The sequence below is a fragment of the Pseudomonas sp. GW821-FHT01E10 genome, assembly GCF_059422365.1.
Map to the genome: position 1 here is coordinate 61,108 of NZ_JBWKWT010000001.1, position 22,668 is coordinate 83,775.

The 22,668-nt window shown below is 53.9% G+C and carries 21 protein-coding genes; 16 read left to right on the plus strand and 5 right to left on the minus strand.

Annotation, left to right across the window (positions count from 1 at the left end; genetic code table 11):
* The first annotated feature begins 229 nt into the window (after positions 1-229).
* The 5 genes from AC07V0_RS00245 to AC07V0_RS00265 all read left to right on the plus strand — a co-directional run bounded on the left by AC07V0_RS00245 (position 230) and on the right by AC07V0_RS00265 (position 7,392).
* Entirely contained in the window at positions 230-646 is a 417-nt protein-coding gene (locus AC07V0_RS00245; RefSeq protein WP_495019213.1) for a GlcG/HbpS family heme-binding protein, read from the plus strand.
* Between the two features lie 107 nt (positions 647-753).
* Positions 754-2,406 (plus strand): DUF1302 domain-containing protein, encoded by a 1,653-nt coding sequence (locus tag AC07V0_RS00250; protein ID WP_495019214.1) that lies wholly within the window; start codon positions 754-756, stop codon positions 2,404-2,406.
* Positions 2,407-2,430: 24 nt separating this feature from the next.
* Positions 2,431-3,780, plus strand: coding sequence for a DUF1329 domain-containing protein (locus AC07V0_RS00255; protein ID WP_495019215.1), 1,350 nt, complete (start codon positions 2,431-2,433; stop codon positions 3,778-3,780).
* Positions 3,781-3,937: 157 nt separating this feature from the next.
* Positions 3,938-4,993 carry a WD40/YVTN/BNR-like repeat-containing protein gene (locus tag AC07V0_RS00260; protein WP_495019216.1) on the plus strand — a complete coding sequence of 352 codons (1,056 nt, stop codon included), beginning with the start codon at positions 3,938-3,940 and terminating at the stop codon, positions 4,991-4,993.
* On the plus strand, positions 4,990-7,392 hold the full coding sequence (locus tag AC07V0_RS00265) for an efflux RND transporter permease subunit (RefSeq protein ID WP_495019217.1): 2,403 nt from the start codon (positions 4,990-4,992) through the stop codon (positions 7,390-7,392). Before AC07V0_RS00260 ends, AC07V0_RS00265 begins: the two co-directional genes overlap by 4 nt.
* A gap of 379 nt (positions 7,393-7,771) precedes the next feature.
* Here the strand turns inward: AC07V0_RS00265 and AC07V0_RS00270 are convergent, their stop codons facing one another.
* The 3 genes from AC07V0_RS00270 to AC07V0_RS00280 are packed head-to-tail and all read right to left on the minus strand — an operon-like array spanning position 7,772 to position 9,780.
* A complete protein-coding gene (locus tag AC07V0_RS00270) occupies positions 7,772-8,263 on the minus strand; it encodes a MaoC family dehydratase (protein ID WP_495019218.1) in 492 nt (163 codons plus the stop codon).
* A 30-nt stretch (positions 8,264-8,293) separates the two neighbouring features.
* The gene (panB, locus tag AC07V0_RS00275) at positions 8,294-9,136 is read right to left on the minus strand and encodes a 3-methyl-2-oxobutanoate hydroxymethyltransferase (RefSeq protein ID WP_495019219.1); all 843 of its coding nucleotides are present in this window, start codon (positions 9,134-9,136) and stop codon (positions 8,294-8,296) included.
* A gap of 26 nt (positions 9,137-9,162) precedes the next feature.
* Entirely contained in the window at positions 9,163-9,780 is a 618-nt protein-coding gene (locus AC07V0_RS00280) for a LysE family translocator (protein WP_495019220.1), read from the minus strand.
* A 147-nt stretch (positions 9,781-9,927) separates the two neighbouring features.
* Here AC07V0_RS00280 and AC07V0_RS00285 point away from each other — a divergent pair, with 147 nt between their 5' ends.
* Positions 9,928-10,380: an Lrp/AsnC family transcriptional regulator gene (locus AC07V0_RS00285; RefSeq protein WP_008004522.1), complete on the plus strand. Its 453-nt coding sequence runs from the start codon at positions 9,928-9,930 to the stop codon at positions 10,378-10,380.
* Between the two features lie 14 nt (positions 10,381-10,394).
* Here AC07V0_RS00285 and AC07V0_RS00290 read toward each other — a convergent pair whose 3' ends face one another.
* Together AC07V0_RS00290 and AC07V0_RS00295 are read right to left on the minus strand one after the other, a co-directional pair.
* A complete protein-coding gene (locus AC07V0_RS00290; protein WP_495019390.1) occupies positions 10,395-11,609 on the minus strand; it encodes an MFS transporter in 1,215 nt (404 codons plus the stop codon).
* A 125-nt stretch (positions 11,610-11,734) separates the two neighbouring features.
* Entirely contained in the window at positions 11,735-12,907 is a 1,173-nt protein-coding gene (locus AC07V0_RS00295; protein WP_495019221.1) for an NAD(P)/FAD-dependent oxidoreductase, read from the minus strand.
* A 345-nt stretch (positions 12,908-13,252) separates the two neighbouring features.
* Between AC07V0_RS00295 and AC07V0_RS00300 the strand changes: the two genes are divergently transcribed.
* The 10 genes from AC07V0_RS00300 (at position 13,253) to AC07V0_RS00345 (ending at position 22,667) form a co-directional block, all read left to right on the plus strand.
* Positions 13,253-13,990 carry a helix-turn-helix domain-containing protein gene (locus AC07V0_RS00300; RefSeq protein WP_495019222.1) on the plus strand — a complete coding sequence of 246 codons (738 nt, stop codon included), beginning with the start codon at positions 13,253-13,255 and terminating at the stop codon, positions 13,988-13,990.
* Between the two features lie 338 nt (positions 13,991-14,328).
* On the plus strand, positions 14,329-15,444 hold the full coding sequence (locus AC07V0_RS00305; protein WP_495019223.1) for a branched-chain amino acid ABC transporter substrate-binding protein: 1,116 nt from the start codon (positions 14,329-14,331) through the stop codon (positions 15,442-15,444).
* Between the two features lie 80 nt (positions 15,445-15,524).
* Positions 15,525-16,439, plus strand: a complete 915-nt coding sequence (locus AC07V0_RS00310; RefSeq protein ID WP_495019224.1) for an ABC transporter permease subunit — start codon at positions 15,525-15,527, stop codon at positions 16,437-16,439.
* Positions 16,440-16,441: 2 nt separating this feature from the next.
* Complete coding sequence (gene livM / locus AC07V0_RS00315) at positions 16,442-17,773, plus strand: high-affinity branched-chain amino acid ABC transporter permease LivM (protein WP_495019225.1); 1,332 nt, start codon at positions 16,442-16,444, stop codon at positions 17,771-17,773.
* A complete protein-coding gene (locus tag AC07V0_RS00320) occupies positions 17,773-18,648 on the plus strand; it encodes an ABC transporter ATP-binding protein (protein ID WP_495019226.1) in 876 nt (291 codons plus the stop codon). Before livM ends, AC07V0_RS00320 begins: the two co-directional genes overlap by 1 nt.
* Positions 18,645-19,361, plus strand: coding sequence for an ABC transporter ATP-binding protein (locus AC07V0_RS00325; protein WP_492583416.1), 717 nt, complete (start codon positions 18,645-18,647; stop codon positions 19,359-19,361). Before AC07V0_RS00320 ends, AC07V0_RS00325 begins: the two co-directional genes overlap by 4 nt.
* 95 nt (positions 19,362-19,456) lie before the next feature.
* Complete coding sequence (locus tag AC07V0_RS00330; RefSeq protein WP_492583414.1) at positions 19,457-20,233, plus strand: SDR family NAD(P)-dependent oxidoreductase; 777 nt, start codon at positions 19,457-19,459, stop codon at positions 20,231-20,233.
* Between the two features lie 9 nt (positions 20,234-20,242).
* On the plus strand, positions 20,243-20,911 hold the full coding sequence (gene pxpB / locus AC07V0_RS00335; protein ID WP_495019227.1) for a 5-oxoprolinase subunit PxpB: 669 nt from the start codon (positions 20,243-20,245) through the stop codon (positions 20,909-20,911).
* A complete protein-coding gene (locus AC07V0_RS00340; protein WP_495019228.1) occupies positions 20,908-21,858 on the plus strand; it encodes a 5-oxoprolinase subunit C family protein in 951 nt (316 codons plus the stop codon). Before pxpB ends, AC07V0_RS00340 begins: the two co-directional genes overlap by 4 nt.
* A complete protein-coding gene (locus AC07V0_RS00345; RefSeq protein WP_492583408.1) occupies positions 21,858-22,667 on the plus strand; it encodes a LamB/YcsF family protein in 810 nt (269 codons plus the stop codon). Before AC07V0_RS00340 ends, AC07V0_RS00345 begins: the two co-directional genes overlap by 1 nt.
* Position 22,668 lies beyond the last annotated feature (1 nt).

Sequence of the window (22,668 nt, forward strand, 5' to 3'; positions counted from 1 at the left end):
TCAGCGCTCTCCGTCCTTTGAGCCCCCCAGACGGCTGATACCGGATGCCCATTTACGTCTCACCCGAATCGATGCGTAGAAATGCTTGCGCTCGAGAATCTCCTTGACTTTAAATTTGCCCAGGATTACGTTTTGTGCACAAAGTAATTTGTAGTGCAGTAAATGTATTTTTACGCACGATAACCCCATGTGTCGGCTGACCACAAACCATAGGCTCAAGAGGTGCGTGATGAAAACGAAGCGGGTACTCGAGCTGGCCGACGCCGAATTGATGCTTGTGGCCTCCATGGAAAAAGCCACCCGGGAAAACTGGAAGGTTTCCATGGCCGTGGTGGATGAGGCGGGCTGCCTCATGTCGTTCAGAAAGCTTGATGGCGCATCCGTCTCGTCCGTCCAAACGGCCATTGGAAAAGCCCGCAGTGCAGCTGTCACACGCCGACCGACGAAGTTTTTTGAGGACATGGTCGCCGAAGGCAGATCTGGCACTTCGATGATCCACGGGGTCTTTCCCATCGAAGGCGGGCTTCCGATCGTTGTCGAGGGTGAGGTCGTAGGAGGTTTTGCTGTCAGCGGGTTGAAGTCTCAGCTGGACATCGTCCTTGTGGAGACCGGCTTACAAGCGCTGGCAGCTCATCAGGAACGGTAGGTGGGTAAGGAAGAAGCCGAGAGCGTCACGCAGTACGCGGATGTATTCGCAGCTGATGCTGCGAGTTGAAGACCTTTTACAAAAACAAAAAAATCAGGAACATCTTCATGAAAACAGCTAACCAGCGGCTCTGCCCGTTGCCGGTTTCAAGCATTGCCTGTGCAGTCAGCGCAATGGCGCTGTTGAGCCTTTCTGCTCAATCGCAAGCCTTTCAGATCGATACTGGTAACCCCGATCTTTCGGCGACTTGGGACAACACGATCAAGTACAGCAATGCATGGCGCGTGAACAAGCTTGATCACAAGGTCGCGGCTGGCCCAGGCTCTTCCAACAGTAATCCCAACCTGGATGACGGCGATCGAAACTTTGATCGTGGGCTCATTTCAAATCGCCTGGATCTCCTGTCCGAGTTCGACATCAAGTACAAAGATGTTGGTGCCCGTCTCAGCGCGGCCTCCTGGTACGACAATATCTACAGTCATGACAACGATAACGACTCACCGGGCACCGCCAACCCGGTGAGCGTCGACCACGATCAGTTCACCAGCGACACACGTCGGATCCACGAAACGAACACTGAAATCCTCGATGCCTTCGTCTATGGCTCGAAGGAAGTCGGCAGTACTTCGTTGTCTGGCAGATTGGGGCAGTTCACCCAAATTTACGGCGAAAGTCTTTTCTTCGGTGCCAACGGTATTGCGAATGCGCAATCCACCGTTGACCTGGTGAAGCTGCAGTCAGTACCCAGTTCCCAGTTCAAAGAGATTCTGATGCCAACAAAGCAGGTCTCGGGCAACTGGCAGTTGAGCGATACGGTCAGTATCGGTGCCTATTACCAATTCGAGTGGAACAAAACCCGTCTTCCTGCAGCGGGAAGCTACTTCAGCGGTGCGGACTTCGTCGGCGACGGAGGCGAACGCGTGTTTTTCCCTACCGGTGCGCTACGTCACGGCAAGGACATTGATGCCAAGGACTCAGGCCAGTTTGGTGCTCAGCTGAAGTTCGCTATCGAGGACTGGGAGTTCGGTCTATACGCCGCCAAGTATCACGAAAAAACTCCGGTTTTTTACTTCCGGCCAGCGGCACTGGTGCCTGGAGCAGATGACACTTTCGTCAACGTTTATCCCGAGGACATCAAAGTCTTTGGCGCAAGCTTCAGTACTTTGGTCGGCGAAGCCAACATTGCCGGCGAAACGTCGATCAGGGTCGATACACCGCTGGCAGGTGTCGGTGGCACCATCATTACCGGCCTGGATTCCGACAACGACTCCAATCCGGCTTACCCTATTGGTCGCTCGTGGCATGCCCAGGTGTCGATGGTCAATGTCTATGGCGGAACGGCACTTTGGGATGGTGCTTCATTCGTCGGCGAGCTTGCATTCAACCGTCGGTTGAGCGTGACCAAAAATGCCGATCAGCTGGATCCCAACACAACGCGTGATGCCTTCGCACTGCGGTTCACCTTTGAACCTCAGTACTTTCAGGTCTTCCCTGGCATCGACGTTCAAGCCCCAATCACCATTGGTTACAACCCGTCCGGGCGCTCTTCAGTCACACCTCAGGCATTTGGCCCAGAGCATGGTGGGGATCTGACACTAGGTCTCAAGGCTGACTACAAGAAGCAATGGTACGCGTCCCTGAGCTACACCACTTTCTTCGGTGAGGCGGGGCCTGTCATCAACTCTTCCAACTCGTTTACCTACCAGCAAAACATGAAAGACAGAGATTTCGTGGCGTTTTCGATCCAGCGAACCTTTTAAGCAAAGAAGAGGCGGGCCCTGATAATGACAAAAATTAAACTGCTGCTTTCCACCCTGTCTATCTCAATGTGTGCCAGCACCGTGTTCGCCGCGGTGCCCCCCGACGAGGCGGCAAAGCTCAAGACTACATTGACTCCCATGGGCGCCGAAAAAGCCGGCAATGCCGATGGCTCCATTCCTGCCTGGACAGGCGGATTGACCAAGGATGTCGCCGGGAAAAAGATTGGCGATATGCCGGCTGATCCATTCCCCGGTGAGAAGTCTGTACTGCAGATCACCGCTAAAAACGCTGCGCAGTACGCGGACAAATTGAGCGAAGGTACAAAGGCACTGCTGGCCAAATATCCAGACACCTTCCATTTGGATATTTACCCAACCCACCGTACTGCTGCAGCACCGGATAGCGTGTATCAAAATACATTCGCCAATGCGACCCGTTGCAAGACAACCAGCAACGGTTTGTCAGTGGAAGGGTGTTACGGTGGCATTCCGTTTCCTATTCCAAAAACCGGTAATGAGGTCATCTGGAATTTCCTTCTGCGCGTAGAGGCGGAATCAATTCAGATGGGGTACGCCAACGTCATTGGTAATGCTGACGGAACCAGGACGTTAGCAAGCCGTGGGGTCGAAAATTGGCAGTACCCGTATTACTTCAAAGACGGAAGTGCTGATAAATGGTCAGGGCAGTATGCGCTGCTGCGCTTTTTGACCAACGAGCCACCGTTTAAAGCGGGTGAGTCGCTTGTGACGCACGACAGTATCAATGTCCAGGAGCCACGAGAGGCCTGGCAGTATCTAGTCGGTCAACGCCGTGTGCGACGTGCTCCCACTGTCGGCTATGACACCCCCGATTTTGTAGCCTCGGGCGCTAACTACTTTGATGAGGTGCATGGCTTCATCGGCCATCCGGATCGCTATGACTGGAAGCTCGTTGGCAAAAAAGAAATGTACATCCCTTACAACGACAACCAATTCAACGCAGAAAAACGAGACGACGCCTTCGTGGCCAATCACCTCAATCCAGACAAATTGCGCTGGGAGCTGCATCGCGTCTGGGAGTTGGAGGCCACGGTTGCACCGGGCAAACGCCATGCAGTACCCAAGCGTAAATTCTTCATTGATGAAGACAGCTGGACGGTGTCGCTAGTAGACGGATATGACGCTGAGGGCAAACTGTGGCGTGTCTCACAAGTGCTGCCATTTGTTGTGCCTTCCATTCCGGCGGTGGTGGTGAAACCGGTGGTGATTTACAACCTGCAAGCCAAGACGTACAGCGTCGTGCAGGGCCTGAACGGCGAAACCTATAGCATTATCCCGCGCAAACCAGAGAACTTTTTTACTGGTAATGCGGTAGCGTCCGGGTCGGTGCGCTGAACCTCGAAACAGCTTATTCACACATAGGTTCCATGGACGCTGGGGCACTGACGCGGCGTCCACTGAACTGCATCATCGAGGCTCGCAAATGCGTAATCAAACACCAAAGTTTTTCGCTGGTCATCCGCTCAAGGCACTGCTGTTGAGCGCGTCGGTCATGGCGGCGTTCCTGAGCACTTCAGCATCCGCACAAACCGATGGTTTGCCAATGCAACCATCGATCATCAGTTCAATGGCCACCCAATCGGTCATGCTCAGCGTTGCGCGCGCTGGGCATCGTTTGGTGGCTGTCGGCGAACGCGGGTTCATCATTGTCTCCGATGACAATGGCACCACCTGGAAGCAAATCAGTTCCCCGGTCAGCATGACGCTGGTCAAGGTTCGCTTCATTGATGAGCGCCAAGGCTGGGCGGTCGGGCATGCCGGGGTTGTCTTGCACAGCCAGGATGGCGGCCTGAGCTGGCGCAAACAGCTGGATGGCGTCCTGGCGGCCGAAATCGAATTACAGGAAGCCAGGCAGGCCACTGAAGGTTCCGAGGACACTGAAAAGGCGCAAGAGCGTTTAGCTCAAGCACAGCAACTCGTGGACGATGGCCCCGACAAACCGCTGCTCGATCTTCTCTTCCTGGATGCTAAAAACGGACTGGTGGTGGGCGCTTACGGTCTGGCGTTTGTCACCCATGATGGCGGGCTCAGCTGGCAATCGATCCGTTCCCGTCTCGATAACCCGAACGGATTGCATCTCTACAGCATCGAGCGGGTAGGGACGGATCTGTTCCTCGCCGGCGAACAGGGCACGCTGTTGCGCTCCAGTGACGAGGGACAAACCTTCGAGGCGCTGGCGTCGCCTTATGAGGGCACGACCTTCGGGCTTCAGGCGACCGGCAGCGGGGCGGTTGTGGCATTCGGGCTTCGTGGCAAAGCCTTCGAGTCCCGGGATCGCGGCGCTAGCTGGCAGTCTCTGGACACGTTGCAACCCGTTACATTGACCAGTGGCCTGAGGCTGGACGACGGCTCGGTACTCCTCGCCGATGAGTCGGGCAGAGTACTGCGTTTTGCGGGCGGCGATACCAAGGCCGCCGTCCTTCAGATACCTGAAACCAGTTACTTCACAGGCATGGCGCAAGCCGCGAACGGTGACCTGATCATCAGTAGCGCGCGCGGCATGCTGTCGTCCGCGTTGGCAGTCGAATCGCCGGAGCACGATCAATGAGCAGCTTTACCCGTTCTGCCGAGCATCACGTCATCCCTAAGCCAGATGTATTCGATCCTTCCTCCGGCACGCTGGTTGAACGGCTGTTGTTCAATCATCGCAGCATCGTCTTGGGCATCTGCGTACTGCTGAGCCTGGTGCTCGGCTATCAGGCGTTGAGTTTGAAGCTCAATGCTGCCTTCGAAAAAATGATCCCGACCGATCACCCGTATGTGCAGAACTACCTGAAAAATCGTGGCCAGCTGGGCGAGGGTGGCAACACCTTGCGGATTGCGATCGAGGCCAGGCACGGCAGCATTTTTGATGCCGCCTACCTGGAGACGGTCAAGAAAATCAACGATGAGGTGTTTCTGCTCCCCGGCGTAGACCGCTCATACATGAAGTCCCTCTGGACTCCGGCAACCCGTTGGATCGGTGTGACGGAGGAGGGTTTCGATGGCGGGCCAGTCGTACCTGACGATTACGATGGTTCTGCCAAGAGTCTTGATCAGGTTAGGCAAAACGTCGATAGGTCGGGAGAAGTAGGTCGGCTCGTGGCGTCCAATTTCAAATCCAGCATCGTGCTTTTGCCTCTTCAGGACATTACATCGGACGACGGCAAGCCTCTGGATTACAACGCGCTTTCAGGCCAGCTCGAGCAGATTCGGGCTAAGTACGAAACCGACAACATCAAAATCCATATCACCGGCTTTGCCAAAGTCGTCGGGGATCTGATTGACGGCATGCGGCAGATGCAGCTGTTTTTCGCAGCGACGCTGGTGATCTGCGGCATCGTGCTGTTGTGGTACACCCGTTGTGTGCGCAGCACATTGCTGGTGCTGCTGTGCTCGATCATCGCCGTTGTCTGGTTACTGGGATTGCTCCCTACCCTGGGCTTTGATCTTGATCCGTATTCGATCCTCGTCCCGTTTCTAGTGTTTGCCATCGGGTTGAGCCATGGCGCCCAAAAAATGAACGGCATCATGCAGGACATCGGGCGCGGCGCAGACAAGCTTGTGGCAGCGCGCTTCACCTTTCGCCGGCTGTTTTTGACCGGGCTGATGGCACTGGTGGCGGATGCTGTGGGTTTCGCCGTGTTGATGATCATCAAGATCCCAGTGATTCAGGATCTGGCGGTGACCGCGACGATGGGCGTGCTGGCGTTGATTTTCACCAACCTGATTCTGTTGCCGATTCTGTTGTCGTACACCGGTGTCAGCAAAGCGGCGGCGCATCGTGAGGCGGCTAACGACAAATTTTCGAAACTGGACGCTCACCACATCCGGCATCCGTTTTGGGCTTTTCTGGATCGCTTCACCGAACGCAAATGGGCGAGCGGTGCAATCATCGTCGCCCTGATGCTTGGGGTGGCAGGGTTTGCCGTCAGCCTGCAGGTGAAGATCGGTGACCTGAACCCCGGGGCACCGGAACTGCGTCCTGAGTCGCGCTACAACAGCGACAACCGCTTCATGGTCAGCAACTTTTCCGCCAGTAGCGACAAGTATATAGTGATGGTGAAAACGCCCCAATACTACTGCGCCAATTACCAGACCCTGGTGTCAGTCGATGCGCTGGAAGCGCAGCTTCAGCAGTTGCCGGGCGTGGTGTCCACAACGTCTTTAGCGGCGCTGAGCAAGCAGGCGGCGGCCGGCATGAATGAAGGGAGCATGACCTGGTACGAGATACCCCGTAACCAGGGATTGTTGAATGCAATCATCACCCGGGCGCCGCGAGAACTGTTCAACCAGAATTGCGATCTGCTGACGGTGTATGTCTATCTGAAGGATCACAAGGCGGACACGCTCACCAGCGTGGTTCAGACCGTCGAACAGTTCGCGGCGAGCCATAACACGGATCAGATCCAGTTCCTCAATGCGGCGGGCAATGCTGGTATCGAAGCGGCCACCAACATCGTCGTGAAGCGGTCGAACGTTCAGATGCTTTTCATGGTGTACGCCGCTGTCATCGCGCTTTGCTTCATTACGTTCAGATCCTGGCGTGCGGTCGTGTGTACGGTTCTGCCTCTGATGCTGACCTCCATTTTGTGCGAAGCCTTGATGGTCGGGCTTAACATCGGCGTGAAGGTCGCGACGCTGCCCGTGATCGCTTTGGGGGTGGGTATCGGTGTGGACTACGCGTTGTACATCCTCAGCGTGACACTCACCAATTTGCGAAATGGCAGAAGCCTTTCTGACGCTTACTACCTTGCGTTGCTGTCTACCGGCAAAGTGGTGGTGATGACGGGTATTACGTTGGGCATTGCAGTGCTCACCTGGGTGCTTTCACCCATCAAATTTCAGGCTGATATGGGCATTTTGCTCGGGTTCATGTTCATCTGGAATATGGTTGGAGCCTTGATACTGGTTCCGGCGCTCGCGCATTTCCTGCTAAAGCCAAAACCTTTGCCTTTGCCGGCATAATTTCCGACCACAATGACGTTTTAAGCAGCGCTGGATCGGTCTTTCGCGGTGCAACTCAATTTCTGGTCTGATGAATTGAATAACCAAAGCAGCAGTAAATCCCTTTCTGCTTTTTACTGAATGGACTTTCGAGGAGCGAATGCAAGGAGTGACGCCGTAGAGTTCAGTTTCTGCGAGGCATGACTGCATTGGAAATAACTGGGCACGTGATCGTGTATCCACCAGAAACTATCCTCGATAGTTGAGTCTTGGCTGAACAAGTGATTTTGGCTGGAGTACAAAAAGGCCCTCTACAGGGCCTGTTTTTTTGGGTTACGAATTGGGTGTAAGAGATTGAGCGCAGGGAGCCCCCGTAGAACATGCAGATAGCCGTAGATATTCAAAGGCTAACTGAGCAAGTCGACGCGCCGTTGGTGGGATCTCCATCAGCGAGCATCTGTTTAAGGCGTTCACGCTCTTCAGTTCCAGGTAGTACGCCAGAAGTCGTCGCCTCCAGCACTGTGATGCCATGGGCATTAACTATCCTGACTTCGGCTTTTGCGTGCCCCCGTTCATCAATATCAACGATGAGCCAGTGGCAGGTGATCTGTTGTCCCGCGTAAGCGGGATGCTTGAACTCGAAACTCATCCCTGTCGCCAGCCAACCAATTTGCCCGCCAATTTCGGTGACCAGGCTGGCAGTCAGGAGACCATGTGCAATGGTTGCCTTGAATCTACGCAACTCTGCATATTTTGCATCGCAGTGAACCGGATTGTAGTCTCGTGAAATCTGCGCGAATTGACGAATATCGTCATCTGAAAAACAGCGGACTATCGTGAACCGGTCTCCGACCTCAAGACCTTCGGCAGCACGCTCTCTTGGACTTTTCATCACAGCTCCTTGGAAGGTGAGGGGACGCATCTAAAAAGTATGTTCGGGGCCTGGAAATGTTCCTGCATTTACCTCTAGCGCAAAATCCCTGGCTGCCGTGTGAAGTACCGATCGAAGATCTGCGTATTGTTTGACGAATCGCGGCAGACGACCGCTGCGCAATCCGGCCATGTCCTGCCAGACGAGCACCTGAGCATCACATTGATTACCCGCGCCAATCCCGACAGTCGGAATCGAAATGGCTTCAGTAATTGCTCGACCCACATCACCGGGCACCATTTCAATCAGTACAGCAAAGGCACCGGCGGCCTCAAACGCTTTGGCACTGTCAATCAGGCGCTGCGCATCTTCTCCTCGGCCCTGAACACGGTAACCGCCCAGTTGATGTTCCATCTGAGGGGTAAAGCCAATGTGCGCCATGACGGGTATGCCTGAGCTCACGAGCTTCTCTATCTGAGGCAACATTTCGATCCCTCCCTCGAGCTTGACCGCATGCGCACCAGCTTCTTTCATGAACCGTACGGCTGTGTGGAAGCACTGCTCCGCAGATGCCTGATAGGAGCCGAATGGAAGATCGGCAATTACCAGTGCTCGTTGTGTCGAATGGCTGACTGCACGAACCAGAGGGATCAGTTCGTCAACGGTAATGGATAGCGTGGACTCATTACCGTAGACATTGTTGGACGCTGAGTCGCCGACTAGCAGGACAGGTATTCCGGCTTCTTCGAAAATAGCTGCGCTGTACATGTCATACGCGGTGAGCATCGCCCATTTCTGTCCCTCTACTTTCATCTGTTTCAGATGCGGAATCCGGATTCGTGGCGCCTTGGAGACTTGAGAGGCGCCGCCATACGGTGAAGGTTGATCGGTCATGGTGTTTGCCTCGTTTAGAAAATGGATCAACCCAGCACCTGCTCGGTGAGCAGAACGACCGCGATGATGATCATAGCCGCGCCGGAGAAACGGCTGACGAAACGAGCTGCGACTGGACGTGCTTGCAGTACCACCTGCGAGCCAAATCCGACCAGCAGATAGATCGCGCCGCAGCTGACAGTGTGGATGAGCCCCAGTGCAATCATCTGCGTCGGAACAGGCCAGGCAGCTGTGGCGTCGGTGAACTGAGGCAAAAGCGCCAGGAACAGAAGGAACACCTTCGGATTCAGTCCGCTCACGCAAAGCCCCTTGATCGCCCAGCGCTTCCAGGAATTCGACGTCTGAACATTATCGGAATGTGGTGTAGCGGGGTGGGTAAGCATATTTAGACCTAACCAAAGCAGATAACCCGCCCCGGCAACGGTTAGTACGGCCAAGGCAGTGGGGTGGTTGGCCACCAGCGTGCCGACACCGCCGGCAACGATCATTGTTGCGATCAAATGGCCGGACAACAGCCCGCCCACGGCGGGTATGACCACTCGGCCCTTCAGGCCGGCCGAAATCGCATAGGCCCAATCTGCGCCCGGTGTGATGACGAATAGAATTGACACTGCCCAAAAGGCAATAAAAACGCTCAAGGTCATGGTGCTACCCACCTCTGTTGCTGACACACCGCGTGCTGCATCGTCCCGCTCCGGAATTTAATGGTGCGTGGAAGAATAATGAATTCTTGTTAGAATTTACTTCCAAAGATAATCAACAGATTGCTGCAAGCGGGGAGATTCTTCTAAGTGGACAGGATTGATCGCAAAATTCTTTCTGAGTTGCAAAAGGACGGTCGCCTTTCGGTTACCGAACTCGCCGAGCGTGTAGGGCTGAGCCTTTCCCCTTGCCATCGACGGGTACGGGCACTGGAAGAGTCAGGTGTGTTGCTCGGCTATCGGGCACAACTTGATCCAGGTGCATTGGGCCTTAACTTTTCCGCCATGGTGTTTGCCACATTGCGTGAAGGTGACAGGCAAGCGGTTGAGGCCTTCGAGAGAGCACTTGTTGATATCCCGCAAGTGGTCGACGCTCAACGATTATTTGGCGAGCCCGACTACCTGTTGCACGTTATTACTCAGGATTTGCCTGCGTTTCAAAGGCTCTACGATGAGAGCCTTTCGACGTTGCCCAACGTGCAACGTCTGACCTCAACGCTTGTAATGAAACGGGTCGTTCAGGACAGACCTCTTCCTTTGTGATCGGGGCCAGAGCGTCAGGATTGGCTGGCCGCCTCTTGAGTGAGTTTCAGTGAGACCAGAAGGGAAACGGTCAGCAGGCCAGAGATGAAAAGTCCCACGCCGAGCCAGTGAGCATGCTGCCAGAACATCCCTCCCCAAGTACCCGCAACGCTGGCTCCTATGTAGAAGAAAATCTGATAAAGGGAAGTAGCTTGTCCTTTTGCAGTCTTCGCGCATCGACCGATCCAACTGCTGGCAACAGCATGAGAACCAAAAAAACCGAAGGTGAAAATCACTGTGCCAATGACGAGCGTATAGAGGTTGTTCACTAGCGTGAGCACTACGCCGATCAATGTCAGCAGAATGATCTTCCAGAATACTTTTGGTCGTCCAACTCGGTCTGCCAAAGAGCCAATTTTGGCCGAGCTGTAGAGGCCTGTCAGGTATACAAAAGACAACAGACTGACTGTCTGCTGGCTGAGAAAGTACGGGCCTTGGAGTAGGTGGTAACCGATGTAGTTGAAAAAGGTTACCAGGCTGCCCATCAGCAAGAATGCTTGGAGGAAGAGGAGGCGCAATGCCGAATTTTGGAAGTGGAGAAAAAACCCTCCAACTAAATTTTTCGTGTTGATCGCGCGCGATGTGAAGTGCCTGGACTCCGGCAAATAGCGCCAGAAAAGTACTGCGGCAACTACACCAACTATGCCTATCGCACCCACGGCCATGCGCCATGATCCGTCCTCCAGAATCAGACCACTGACCAGACGTCCTGACATACCTCCAATCGCACTGCCGCCAATGTATAAGCCGACCGCGACGCCTATGTTGCGGGGATGAATCTCCTCGCTCAGGTAGGTCACAGCAAGCGCCGTTATGCCGCTAAGCGACAACCCGAGTAGCGCACGCATCACTAGCAAGCTTTGCCAGTTTGGCATCATCGATGCCAGGATCGTGCATAGCGCAGCCGCCATCAACGCGACCACCATCACAGGCTTTCGACCTAAGGCATCTGAAATTGGGCCAGTAAAAAGGAGGCCAATTGCCAAGGTAATGGTTGAAACAGACAAGATGAGACTGCTCTGGGCTGCACTGATTGAAAAATCCTCTGAAAGAGCAGGCATCATCGGTTGAACGCAATAAAGCAGAGCAAAACTGGAAAACCCACCGGCTAGAAGTGCCCATGAGGTCTTACGAAACTGAGGGGTTCCTTTCTCGATGTATCCCGAGGCAGGTGGTAAGTCCGATGGCACTTGGTTTTGCTGAAGGGAAGAGGAGGAGGGGATGAGTGCTTTCGAGACAACTGTCACGTTCAATTCCGCTAGGTAACCGAGGATGCATCGCATAGCGAGCCGGACGATACCGGCTCGCGCAGGAGTTAGTAGATAACCGACTCAACGATGGGCTGATTGTGACGTATACGCTCATAACCCAAGGGCGACAGATCCAGTGTCTGGTATTTGCCGTGAACGATCAGTTCAGCGACTCCGCGGCCAGTTGCGGGGGAATGCATGACTCCGTGGCCCGAGAAACCGGTTGCGAATATGAAATTGGTGATTTGGTCGTGCGCGCCAACGACGCCGTTGTGATCCAGTAAATTCATTTCATAGTGACCTGCCCATGACCGCTGCAGGCGAATCTGTTCCATCTCAGGGATGCGGTGTGCCAAAAGTGGCCACAGTGTTTCTTCGAGCAAATGATGGCTCGGCTCAAAGTCGCCCTCGGCGTGTACATCCACGGGTTCTTCGAGAGCAATCCCGGCAATGAATCCATCGCCTTCCGGACGGATCCACGCACCCGAATTATCAAAAAGCATTGGAAAGCCTTCAGTCGGCACCGGCGTTTTGATGTGAAAGACCGTTCGCTTACGGGGCTCTACCGGCAGGTCAATCCCCAGCCAACTCGCAACTTTACCGCTTGCCGGCCCGGCAGCGTTGACGCACCAGGTGCACGGCAAACTGGTGCCGTCTGTGAGTTGGACGGACTCGACTTTACCGCCATTCTGGGTGATACCGCAGGCTTCCCTTTGTACATATTCAACGCCAAGTTTTTTGGCTTCACGGCGAACCAATTGCAGTAGCGCCCAAGCGTCAAACCAGCCTTCGTTGGCGGCTCCATAGGTTGCGATACCAAGGTCTTCGGCGTTAATCCAGGGGAAACGTTCTTTGGTTTGTTCTGGGGTCAGAATATCAACCGTGGCGCCATGCTCGCGCTGCATCAAGGCTGTGGTGCGTTGCACATCGGCTCCGTCTGGCGAACCGAGCATGAGATAACCGCGCTCCTCAAAACCAATGTCGGCATCTTCGCCAAACCACGTCTTGATATCTTTGAAAACTCCGGCACTAAAAAGACTCATATTGATGTTGAAAGGGCAGCCGAATTGGGTGCGGATCGAAGACGCCGAAAGAGCAGTGGAGGAGAACTGATAGGTGCTGTCGCGCTCGATAACTTTGATCGAGCCTTTATGGCCCTCACGTCGTAGAAAATAAGCGACGAAGCTGCCGATGATGGCGCCGCCGATGATGACAACTGAATCGGTTGGGTGGGTCACGGGAAAATCCTCAAGTAGCGAACTCGGCACAGTCTGCTGTAACCAGGTTGCGGTGGCTTGTGATTTACTCCGTGGATTTTTACGGCTTTCTGCATAGTGATTTTTTGCTCACGCGATCGCTGATTTTCATGGTGAGTTAGGGGGAAATCTTACTCGGCTTATATGTTTGCTAGCCTTTCTTGACCATGTTCGGTGCGCGCTTGGTAGATGACGACCCAATGGAGTGCAGTATCCTCAGCGGTTTTCTAGCGGGAGGTTGCACAATGAGGCGCCTTGATTTTCCCCTATGCGCCTGGCTAGGCTGGTGTAAGGTAGATCCCTGTAAACGTTGGATCGGATGTAAACATGTTCAGGTGTGATGATTTGCTACGTAGCGCCGACGAAAACCTACCATTGCTGGAGCAGGTTTTTGATCGACTCCCTGATGTGATGTTCTTCGTCAAGGACAGCCAAGCCCGCTATGTAATGGTCAACCAGGCGATAGTTGATCAGGCCGGGATGCGCAACAAGCAGCAGGTTCTAGGTCTAACCGCCGATGAGCTTTTTCCTGGAACAGGCCACAACACTCTGGCTCAGGACATGAGCGTGATCAACGATGGAAAAAAAATCGTGGATCTGCTTCGTTTGTATTTCTCTGCCGACGGAAGGAAGCAATGGTGTCTCAGCTCTAAGTTTCAGCTCAAGGATCCGGAGACGGGAAATTTTGGCCTGGTCGGGGTATCGCGAATTTTGCCCAGACCGGATGAAAAAAAAAGCAGCTATAAAAGGCTGATGGATTTCATACGAATTCTGGAAACTGACAGCGATCAAAAGCTGCTTATTTCTGAGGTGGCCCAGAGCGTTAATCTGTCCGTTGATACGCTGGAGCGTTTAACAAAAGAGATCTTTCAGCTTACACCCAAGCAGATGCTCATCCGGATTCGTATAGACAAGGCCTGCCGATTGTTGGAGGAGTCGCAAGCCAGTATCACCGACATTGCTGGCGAGTGTGGCTATGCCGATCACAGCGCATTTTCTCGTCAGTTCAAAGCCGCAACGCACTTCACCCCTCAGCAGTATCGATCGAGTCTTCAGGCTCAGTAACTCCTCACCTATCCATCTTTTTCCATATTGACGCTGCTTTTTCCAAGCGGGGAATTTCGCGCCCGCTTGCCCGCATGCTATGCAAAAAACCGCATCGAATCGGCTGTGTTAGTGCAAGCCAGTGTCCGCATCTTGTCGGCAAAATGAGCACACATGCCAGGGCCGGCACCCGTACGAAGATCAATAAAATAAGCCCTTGATGTTGGCGGGCGGCTTTCCGGAGTTTGCCAACTTTCTTCTGCTGATCCCTTAAAGGCCTTCTTTTTCAGTCGTGTTGTGCAGTTTGCGGTTTGGAACTGAGGGTCGCAATAGAGCTGTTCTACCTTGGAGCGAGCGATATGAGTGGTAAAGCAAAACCGTTTTTGGTGAGTGCATCGTTGGCCACTGCGTTAGTCAGCGGTGTCGTTCATGCTGATGTTGTGATCGGTGTGGCTGGGCCCTTCACGGGTACCTATGCGGCTTATGGTGATCAGGTCTGGCGGGGAGCTCAGGCTGCCGCAGAAGCCATAAATAACGATGGCGGTATCAATGGCGAGAAAATTCGCCTCGTTAAGGGCGATGACGCTTGTGACCCAAAACAAGCTGTCGCTGTAGCGAACCGGCTGATCGAGTCAGACAAAGTGGTCGCAGTGGTCGGTCACTTCTGTTCGTCCTCGGTTATTCCGACGAATGAGATTTACGCCGATGCTGGAGTCATCAGCATTAGTCCGGCAGCAACCAACCCTAAAGTGACTGAGCGTGGGTTGCCGACAGTTTTCCGCAACTGCGGACGCGATGACCAACAAGGCATTGTCGCTGGGGATTACATCGCTGATGTCCTCAAAGCCAAGCGAGTTGTGATCATTCATGACAAGGACACTTACGGTCAGGGCCTGGCCGACGCGACAAAGGTTGAGCTCAACAAAAAGGGTGTGAAGGAAGTGCTTTACGAGGGTTTGACCCGTGGAGAAAAGGACTTCAATGCCCTCGTTACAAAGATTCGTTCGACTGATCCCGAAGTGGTCTATTTCGGTGGTTTGCATCCAGAAGCTGGCCCGCTTGTACGGCAGCTGCGTGAGCAGGGTGTGACAGCGAAATTTATTTCTGGCGACGGCATCGTGACCGATGAATTGGTCAGCGCCGCAGGCGGGGCGCAGTACGTGAATGGCGTGCTGATGACATTCGGAGCCGATCCACGTAACAACCCTGCCGGTAAAACGGTCGTTGAAAAATTCCGGGCCAATGGCTACGAGCCGGAAGGTTACACCCTGTATTCCTACTCTTCGGTACAAGCATTAGCGGCAGCGTTCAGTGCGATCAAAAGCACCAACGGTGAGAAGGCTTCTGTTTGGTTAAAGAGCCATCCGGTGCCTACTGCGATTGGCAACAAAGAGTGGGACAAGAATGGAGATCTGAAGGTTTCCGATTATGTGATGTACCAGTGGGGCCCTGACGGCAAATACAAACAAATTTGACCGGGTGCTCACTTGCCTCGACCCGTTAGCGGGTCGAGCGCAGGGTGCGTGTTTCTCAATTCACTGACGGAACTCTAATCGTGGACGGCATCTTTCTTCAGCAGATGGTGAATGGCCTGACGCTTGGCTCTGTGTATGGGCTGATTGCGATCGGATACACCATGGTCTACGGCATTATCGGGATGATCAACTTCGCCCATGGCGATGTGTATATGGTCTCTGCGTATTTAGCTGCAATCGGGCTAGCCGTATTTTCTTTCTTCGGTGTCCAGTCATTTCCCTTCCTCATTCTGGGCACCCTGGTTTTCACGATCGTGGTCACCGGTGTGTATGGGTTAGTGATTGAGCGCGTGGCCTATAAACCGCTGCGTAACTCGACGCGATTGGCGCCGCTGATCAGTGCCATAGGCATGTCTCTGATCCTGCAGAACTACGTGCAAATAAGCCAAGGGGCGCGTCAGCAGGGCGTGCCTACTTTGCTTGAAGGATCGATGAGGTTTTCGATCGGCACCGGCTTTGTTCAGCTTACCTACACCAAGATTTTCATCCTGATTGCAGCTTTCATCGGCATGGCGATCCTCACGTGGCTAATCAAGTGCACGAAGCTTGGACGGATGTGCCGCGCCGTGCAGCAAGACCGAAAAATGGCATCGATTCTGGGGATCAATACGGATCGAGTTATTTCTTACGTGTTCATCATTGGCGCTGCCATGGCTGCTTTGGCAGGTGTTCTGATCACCATGAACTACGGCACGTTTGATTTTTATGCAGGTTTCATCATCGGCATAAAGGCATTCACAGCAGCAGTACTCGGTGGGATCGGGTCGTTACCAGGAGCCATGTTCGGTGGCTTGATATTGGGTGTCGCTGAGTCGCAATTCGCAGGGATGGTCAACAGTGATTACAAGGACGTTTTCAGCTTCGCGCTGCTGGTACTCATCCTGATCCTGCGACCACAAGGCCTGCTTGGCCGTCCCCTAGTTACAAAGGTGTGAGCATGTCTTCCATAACCCTGAATAAAGCACTAGGGAATGAAGCGCATCGCTTCAAATCCTACGATATCAAAAAAAGCCTTATCGAGACGTTGGTCGCTGGCCTCTTGGCGTTGATCGTTTTTGGCCCGGTTGTGGGTGTCGTTCTGGACGGTTATAGCTTCAACTGGCAACCCGCTCGAGTAGCCTGGATGACAGCGATTGTCATGGCTGGACGTTTGGCGTTGAGCCTGTTCCTACAAACTCAAACAGGGCAGCGGTTATCCCATCGTTTCACTCACGCCGACAGCGGTGTGCAAGTCTTAAAGCCTGATCACAGATCACGCCTGCTCTGGATCATGCCATTGGTGGTGGTCGTCGCTCTGATCTTTCCAGCCTTCGCTGACAAGTACCTGATTACAGTGGTCATCCTTGGTCTGATCTACGTTCTTCTGGGTCTTGGCCTGAACATCGTGGTCGGTCTGGCAGGTCTTCTAGATTTGGGTTACGTCGGCTTTTATGCGATCGGGGCTTATGGCCTGGCATTGGGATATCAATACCTGGGGCTCGGGTTCTGGTCTGTGTTACCACTGGCCGCTATTGCTGCTGGGTTCGCGGGTTGTCTATTGGGCTTTCCGGTTTTGCGGCTGCATGGCGACTATCTGGCCATCGTGACCTTGGGCTTCGGTGAAATCATTCGACTGGTGCTCAACAACTGGCTGTCCTTCACTGGCGGCCCCAACGGTCTACCAGTTCCAGCACCTACATTCATGGGAATTGAGTTCGGCAGGCAGGCGAAAGAGGGTGGGATACCGATCCACCAATTACTGGGTATGGATTACAACCCCAACCTCAAATTCATCTTCATTTACGTCGTGCTGTTCCTGGTGGTTCTGGCTGTGTTGTACATCAAGCATCGCCTTACCCGCATGCCGATCGGTCGAGCATGGGAGGCCTTGCGTGAAGATGAAATCGCCTGCCGCTCCATGGGCCTGAACCATGTTCTGGTCAAGCTCTCGGCATTCGCTATTGGTGCCTCCACCGCAGGTCTAGCGGGTGTGTTTTTTGCCAGCTATCAAGGCTTCGTCAACCCGACCTCGTTCACCTTCTTCGAGTCTGCGCTGATTCTCGCCATCGTTGTACTCGGCGGCATGGGCTCCACGGTTGGCGTGGTGATTGCGGCGTTCGTGCTGACCGTGGCGCCAGAGATGCTTCGCAGCTTCGCTGAGTACCGCGTTCTTCTGTTCGGCATCCTGATGGTGCTTATGATGATCTGGCGGCCCCGTGGCCTGATCCGTATCAGCCGTATCGGAATCCGCCCACGCAAAGGTGTACTGACGAAAGTGGGGGGCGTGTAATGAACGACGAAATCGTTCTTTCCGTCGAGCACCTGGTGATGCACTTCGGTGGCATCAAGGCCCTCAGCGATGTCAGCTTGGAGGTGCGCCGCAATTCGATCTTTGCCTTGATCGGCCCCAATGGTGCTGGCAAGACCACCGTATTCAACTGCCTGACGGGTTTCTACAAGGCAACAGGCGGGCGCATAGAACTTAATGCTCGCGGCAAGAAGACCAATGTCATTCAGTTGCTCGGTGAACAATTTCTCCCCACCGACTTCATCTCGCCCGGTCGCTTCGCCAGACGTCTGTTCTACAAGATGTTCGGCGGTACGCACTTGGTAAACCGTGCAGGGCTTGCACGGACATTCCAGAACATTCGTCTGTTCAAGGAGATGTCCGTTATCGAGAACCTTTTGGTCGCCCAGCACATGTGGGTCAACCGCAGCATGGTTGCAGGGATCCTCAATACCAAGGGTTACCGCAAGGCTGAGGAAGACGCCATGAATACCGCTTTCTACTGGCTGGAAGTGGTCGATCTTTTGGATTGCGCCAATCGGTTGGCTGGTGAACTTTCCTACGGTCAGCAGCGCCGTCTGGAAATTGCCCGTGCCATGTGCACGCGTCCACAGGTGATCTGTCTGGACGAACCTGCTGCAGGCCTTAATCCACAGGAAACTGAAGCACTCAGCGGCATGATTCGCTACCTGCGTGACGACCATGACATGACCGTCGTGCTGATCGAGCATGACATGGGCATGGTTATGGGGATTTCCGACGATATCGTCGTGATCGACCACGGCAATGTAATTGCCAAGGGCAAGCCGGAACAGATCCGCAACGATCCGAAAGTGATTGCCGCGTATCTGGGCGCAGATGAGGAGGAATTGGCATGACTAAGTCGATCCTCACACTGAAAGACATCGATGTGTACTACGGGCCGATTCAGGCTCTGAAGAAAGTCTCGCTAGAAATTAACGAAGGCGAAACTGTCAGCCTGATCGGTTCAAACGGAGCAGGTAAGTCGACGTTGCTGATGTCGATCTTCGGCCAACCACGTGCAGCAAACGGGCAGATCGTCTTTCAAGGTACCGACATCACCCACAAGTCGTCGCACTACATTGCCTCTAACGGCATTGCTCAATCGCCAGAAGGACGCCGTGTGTTCCCCGACATGTCGGTGGAAGAGAACTTGATGATGGGCACCATCCCGATTGGGGACAAGTACGCCAACGAAGATATGCAACGCATGTTTGAACTGTTCCCGCGCCTCAAGGAGCGTAGGAACCAGCGTGCGATGACTATGTCCGGCGGTGAGCAGCAAATGCTGGCCATTGCACGTGCCCTGATGAGCCGCCCCAAGCTGTTGCTGTTGGATGAGCCAAGCCTCGGGCTGGCGCCAATCGTCGTCAAACAAATTTTCTCCACACTGCGTGAGCTTGCGAAAACAGGCATGACGATCTTCCTGGTCGAGCAGAACGCCAACCATGCGCTGAGGCTGTCGGATCGTGCCTACGTAATGGTTAACGGTGAGATTCGTTTGACAGGCACCGGGCACGAGTTACTGACCAACGATGAAGTTCGCAACGCATACCTGGGCGGCCACTGACTGTGTCGCGCTAACTCGTAAATCAGTGCGTTGAGGTCTCTACCACCAAAACTTCGAATTGAGTTTTTGATTATCCAAAGTAAACGGGAGTAGCTATGAAACACGCAAACAAGGTCGCATTGGTAACTGGCGCTGCACAGGGATTGGGTTTGGCGTGTGCCGAGCGTTTTTTGGCTGACGGTGCCAAGGTAGTGTTGGTCGATGTGCAAGAGGAAAAAGTTCGTGCACAGGCCGAGCGTCTCGGCGAAAACGCAACTTGGTACGCCGCGGATTTGAGCGATATTTCCTCATCAATGGCCAAGGCGATTGTAGCAAAGGCAGTGGATCACTTTGGCTCGCTGGATATTGTCGTAAACAACGCCGGAATTATCATCACCGCGGACTTCGTTGACTATCCCGAAGATGCCTTTGATAAAACTCAGCGCGTTAACCTGAAGTCTCCTTTTTTGATCGGCCAAGCTGCAGCCCGCGTCATGATCGAGAAAGGGATCAAAGGTTCGATCATCAATATGTCGTCCATCAATGCTGTACTCGCCAACCCTACAGCGGTTGCTTACGCAGTTTCAAAAGGTGGCATCAAGCAGCTGACAGCCGTTATGGCCGTTGGTTTGATCTCGCATGGAATTCGGGTCAACGCGATCGGCCCAGGAACGATTGCGACCGATCTGGTGATGAACTCGGTAATGGCCAGCCCTGCACAGCGGCACACCGTGCTGTCTCGCACTCCAATCGCACGCGTAGGTCAAGCGTCAGAGGTGGCCAGTGTTGCGTCATTCCTGGCGAGCGAGGACGCGTCTTACATCGTCGGCCAGACCATCTATCCCGATGGCGGTCGCCTCATCCTGAACTACACCGTTCCTGTTAACGAGTGAGTCACTGACATGTCCTCTCTCGATCCCATGCCAAAAGTCTGCATTGCAGGCAGCCAAGGTTTGTTTCTTGATGCCGCCTCAATTGGATTCAGTGAGCCAATACAGCAGCGAGTGCTTGCAACGGCGAATCTGGTTGCTCATTTGCCCGGCGTACGCGAAGTCGTACCTGGGATGAACAATCTGCTGATCGTTTATTCACCGACTGAAACTTCAGTCGGTGTGCTAACCGAGCAACTACTTCATGCCTGGTCGCATGTGACTGTTGATGAGCACGTGGGGCGAGAGATCGATGTACCAGTTATCTATGGCGGGCAACAAGGTGAGGATTTGGCCGTCATTGCCGAGCTGGCAAATATGGATGTTCAAACCTTCATAGGGTTGCACAGCGAGGCGGTTTATCGGGTTGCCTGTGTTGGCGCTATGCCAGGTTTTCCATACCTGTCTGGGTTGAACCCTAGACTCGCAACTCCCCGTCGCTCAGTGCCTCGGATGCGTCTGGAGGAGGGAGCAATCATTATTGGTGGTGCCCAGGCTGGGATCATGCCGTGCTCGGCCCCTTCCGGTTGGCACGTCATTGGCCGAACAGAACTGAAATTATTCGACCAGCGGCGTGAGTCGCCTTCGTTCTTGCAACCAGGCGATAGCATTCGCTTCAGCATTGCTGGAATTGAATCATGATCGAAATTCTATCTACTGGTGCCTTGAACTCTGTTCAGGATTTGGGGCGCAAGGGTTACCTCAACATTGGCGTAGGCCAATCTGGCGCTATGGATAGGTTTGCGCTCAGCACGGCCAACATCATGGTCGGCAACCCTGCAGATTTCGCAGGACTGGAGATCGTACTTTTCCCTGCGCGTCTGAGATTCATAACTGACAGTCGATTTGCACTAACTGGCGCGGATGCGCTGGCTCATTTGGATGGTTTTGAGTTGCCACCGAACTGGGCCTGTGAAGGCAAAGCTGGTCAGACATTGATTATTCAAGCCCCACGACGAGGTGCCCGGGTTTACCTGGCCTTCGCAGGTGGAATCGATGTTCCAGTGCTATTGGGCTCACGTGCGACGGATTTGAAAAGCGGTTTTGGTGGGTTTGAGGGCCGTGGGCTTTCTCGCGGTGATCAACTGGCATTGAATCTACCTCGGACAAAAAACACCGGCAGCTGTGGGCTCGCTGCTGCTCGTGAACTGCCATCTCTGACTACAGAAACCACCATTCGCGTATTAGCTGCTGCTCAGTATGAAGATTTCGAGGAGGAGGCCCGCGAGCGTTTTTTCTCTGAGCCCTGGCAGGTCACTCAGGAGACAAATCGCATGGGCATGCGACTGAGTGGGTCGGTGCTCAAGTTGCGCAGTCGGTTGGAGCTTCTGTCGCACGGAATTCTCCCCGGCACCGTTCAAGTACCTCCATCTGGCCAACCCATTATTCAGATGGCAGAGGCCAATACGTGTGGTGGCTACCCAAAAATCGCCAACGTCATCGACGCGGACTTATCGCTGCTTGGTCAAGCACCGGTCGGCAGCAAACTGCGTTTTTTGGTGGTTGATCTGGCAGAGGCAATCGAAGCTCAGACGCAGCAGGATCTCGAGCTTAACAAGTTAGAGCGGACGTTGGGCCTGACCCTTTGATGGGCCGGCAGGCCCACAATTTTTACGAGAGTATTTTCATGTCACAGCATTCATTGACGGTCGATTTGAACTCGGACATGGGCGAAGGTTTTGGCGCATATTCGATGGGCGATGATGAGGCCATTTTGAACATCGTCAGCTCTGCCAATGTCGCTTGCGGCTTTCACGGTGGCGACCCCGATATCATGGCTGCCACTTATGCGATGGCAAAAGAACGAGGCGTGGCCGTGGGCGCGCATCCCGGCTTTCCTGATCTCTGGGGTTTTGGTCGCCGGAATATTCCTTTCTCGGTGTCAGAAATAGAGCGGTTAGTGGCGTACCAGATTGGTGCTTCACAAGCGATGGCGAGCTATTCCGGCCATACGCTCACGCACGTCAAGGCTCATGGAGCGCTTGGAAATCTGACGCAAACTGACCCAGACGTTGCTGCTGCGGTGTGTCGCGCTATACATGCCGTAGACCCTTCTTTGATCTGTCTGGTCATTGCCCTGGGGCACCAGGCGCGCATTGCCTCCGAAATGGGCCTTGAAGTGCGCTCAGAGATTTTTGCCGATCGTGCTTATACCGAGGACGGGCATCTCGTCTCGCGCAAGTTACCTGGCGCGGTAATCCACAATCCTGACGAAGCTGCAGATCGGGTTGTACGAATGGTGCGTGCTCAAGGTATCGAAACCATCTCGGGCAAGATCATTCCATGCCCCATCGATTCAATTTGTGTCCATAGCGATACACCGGCTGCTGTCGCAATCGCCGCCCATGTGCGAAGCACTCTGGAAACCCAAAACGTTGTCATTGCCAGTTTCGTTTGAG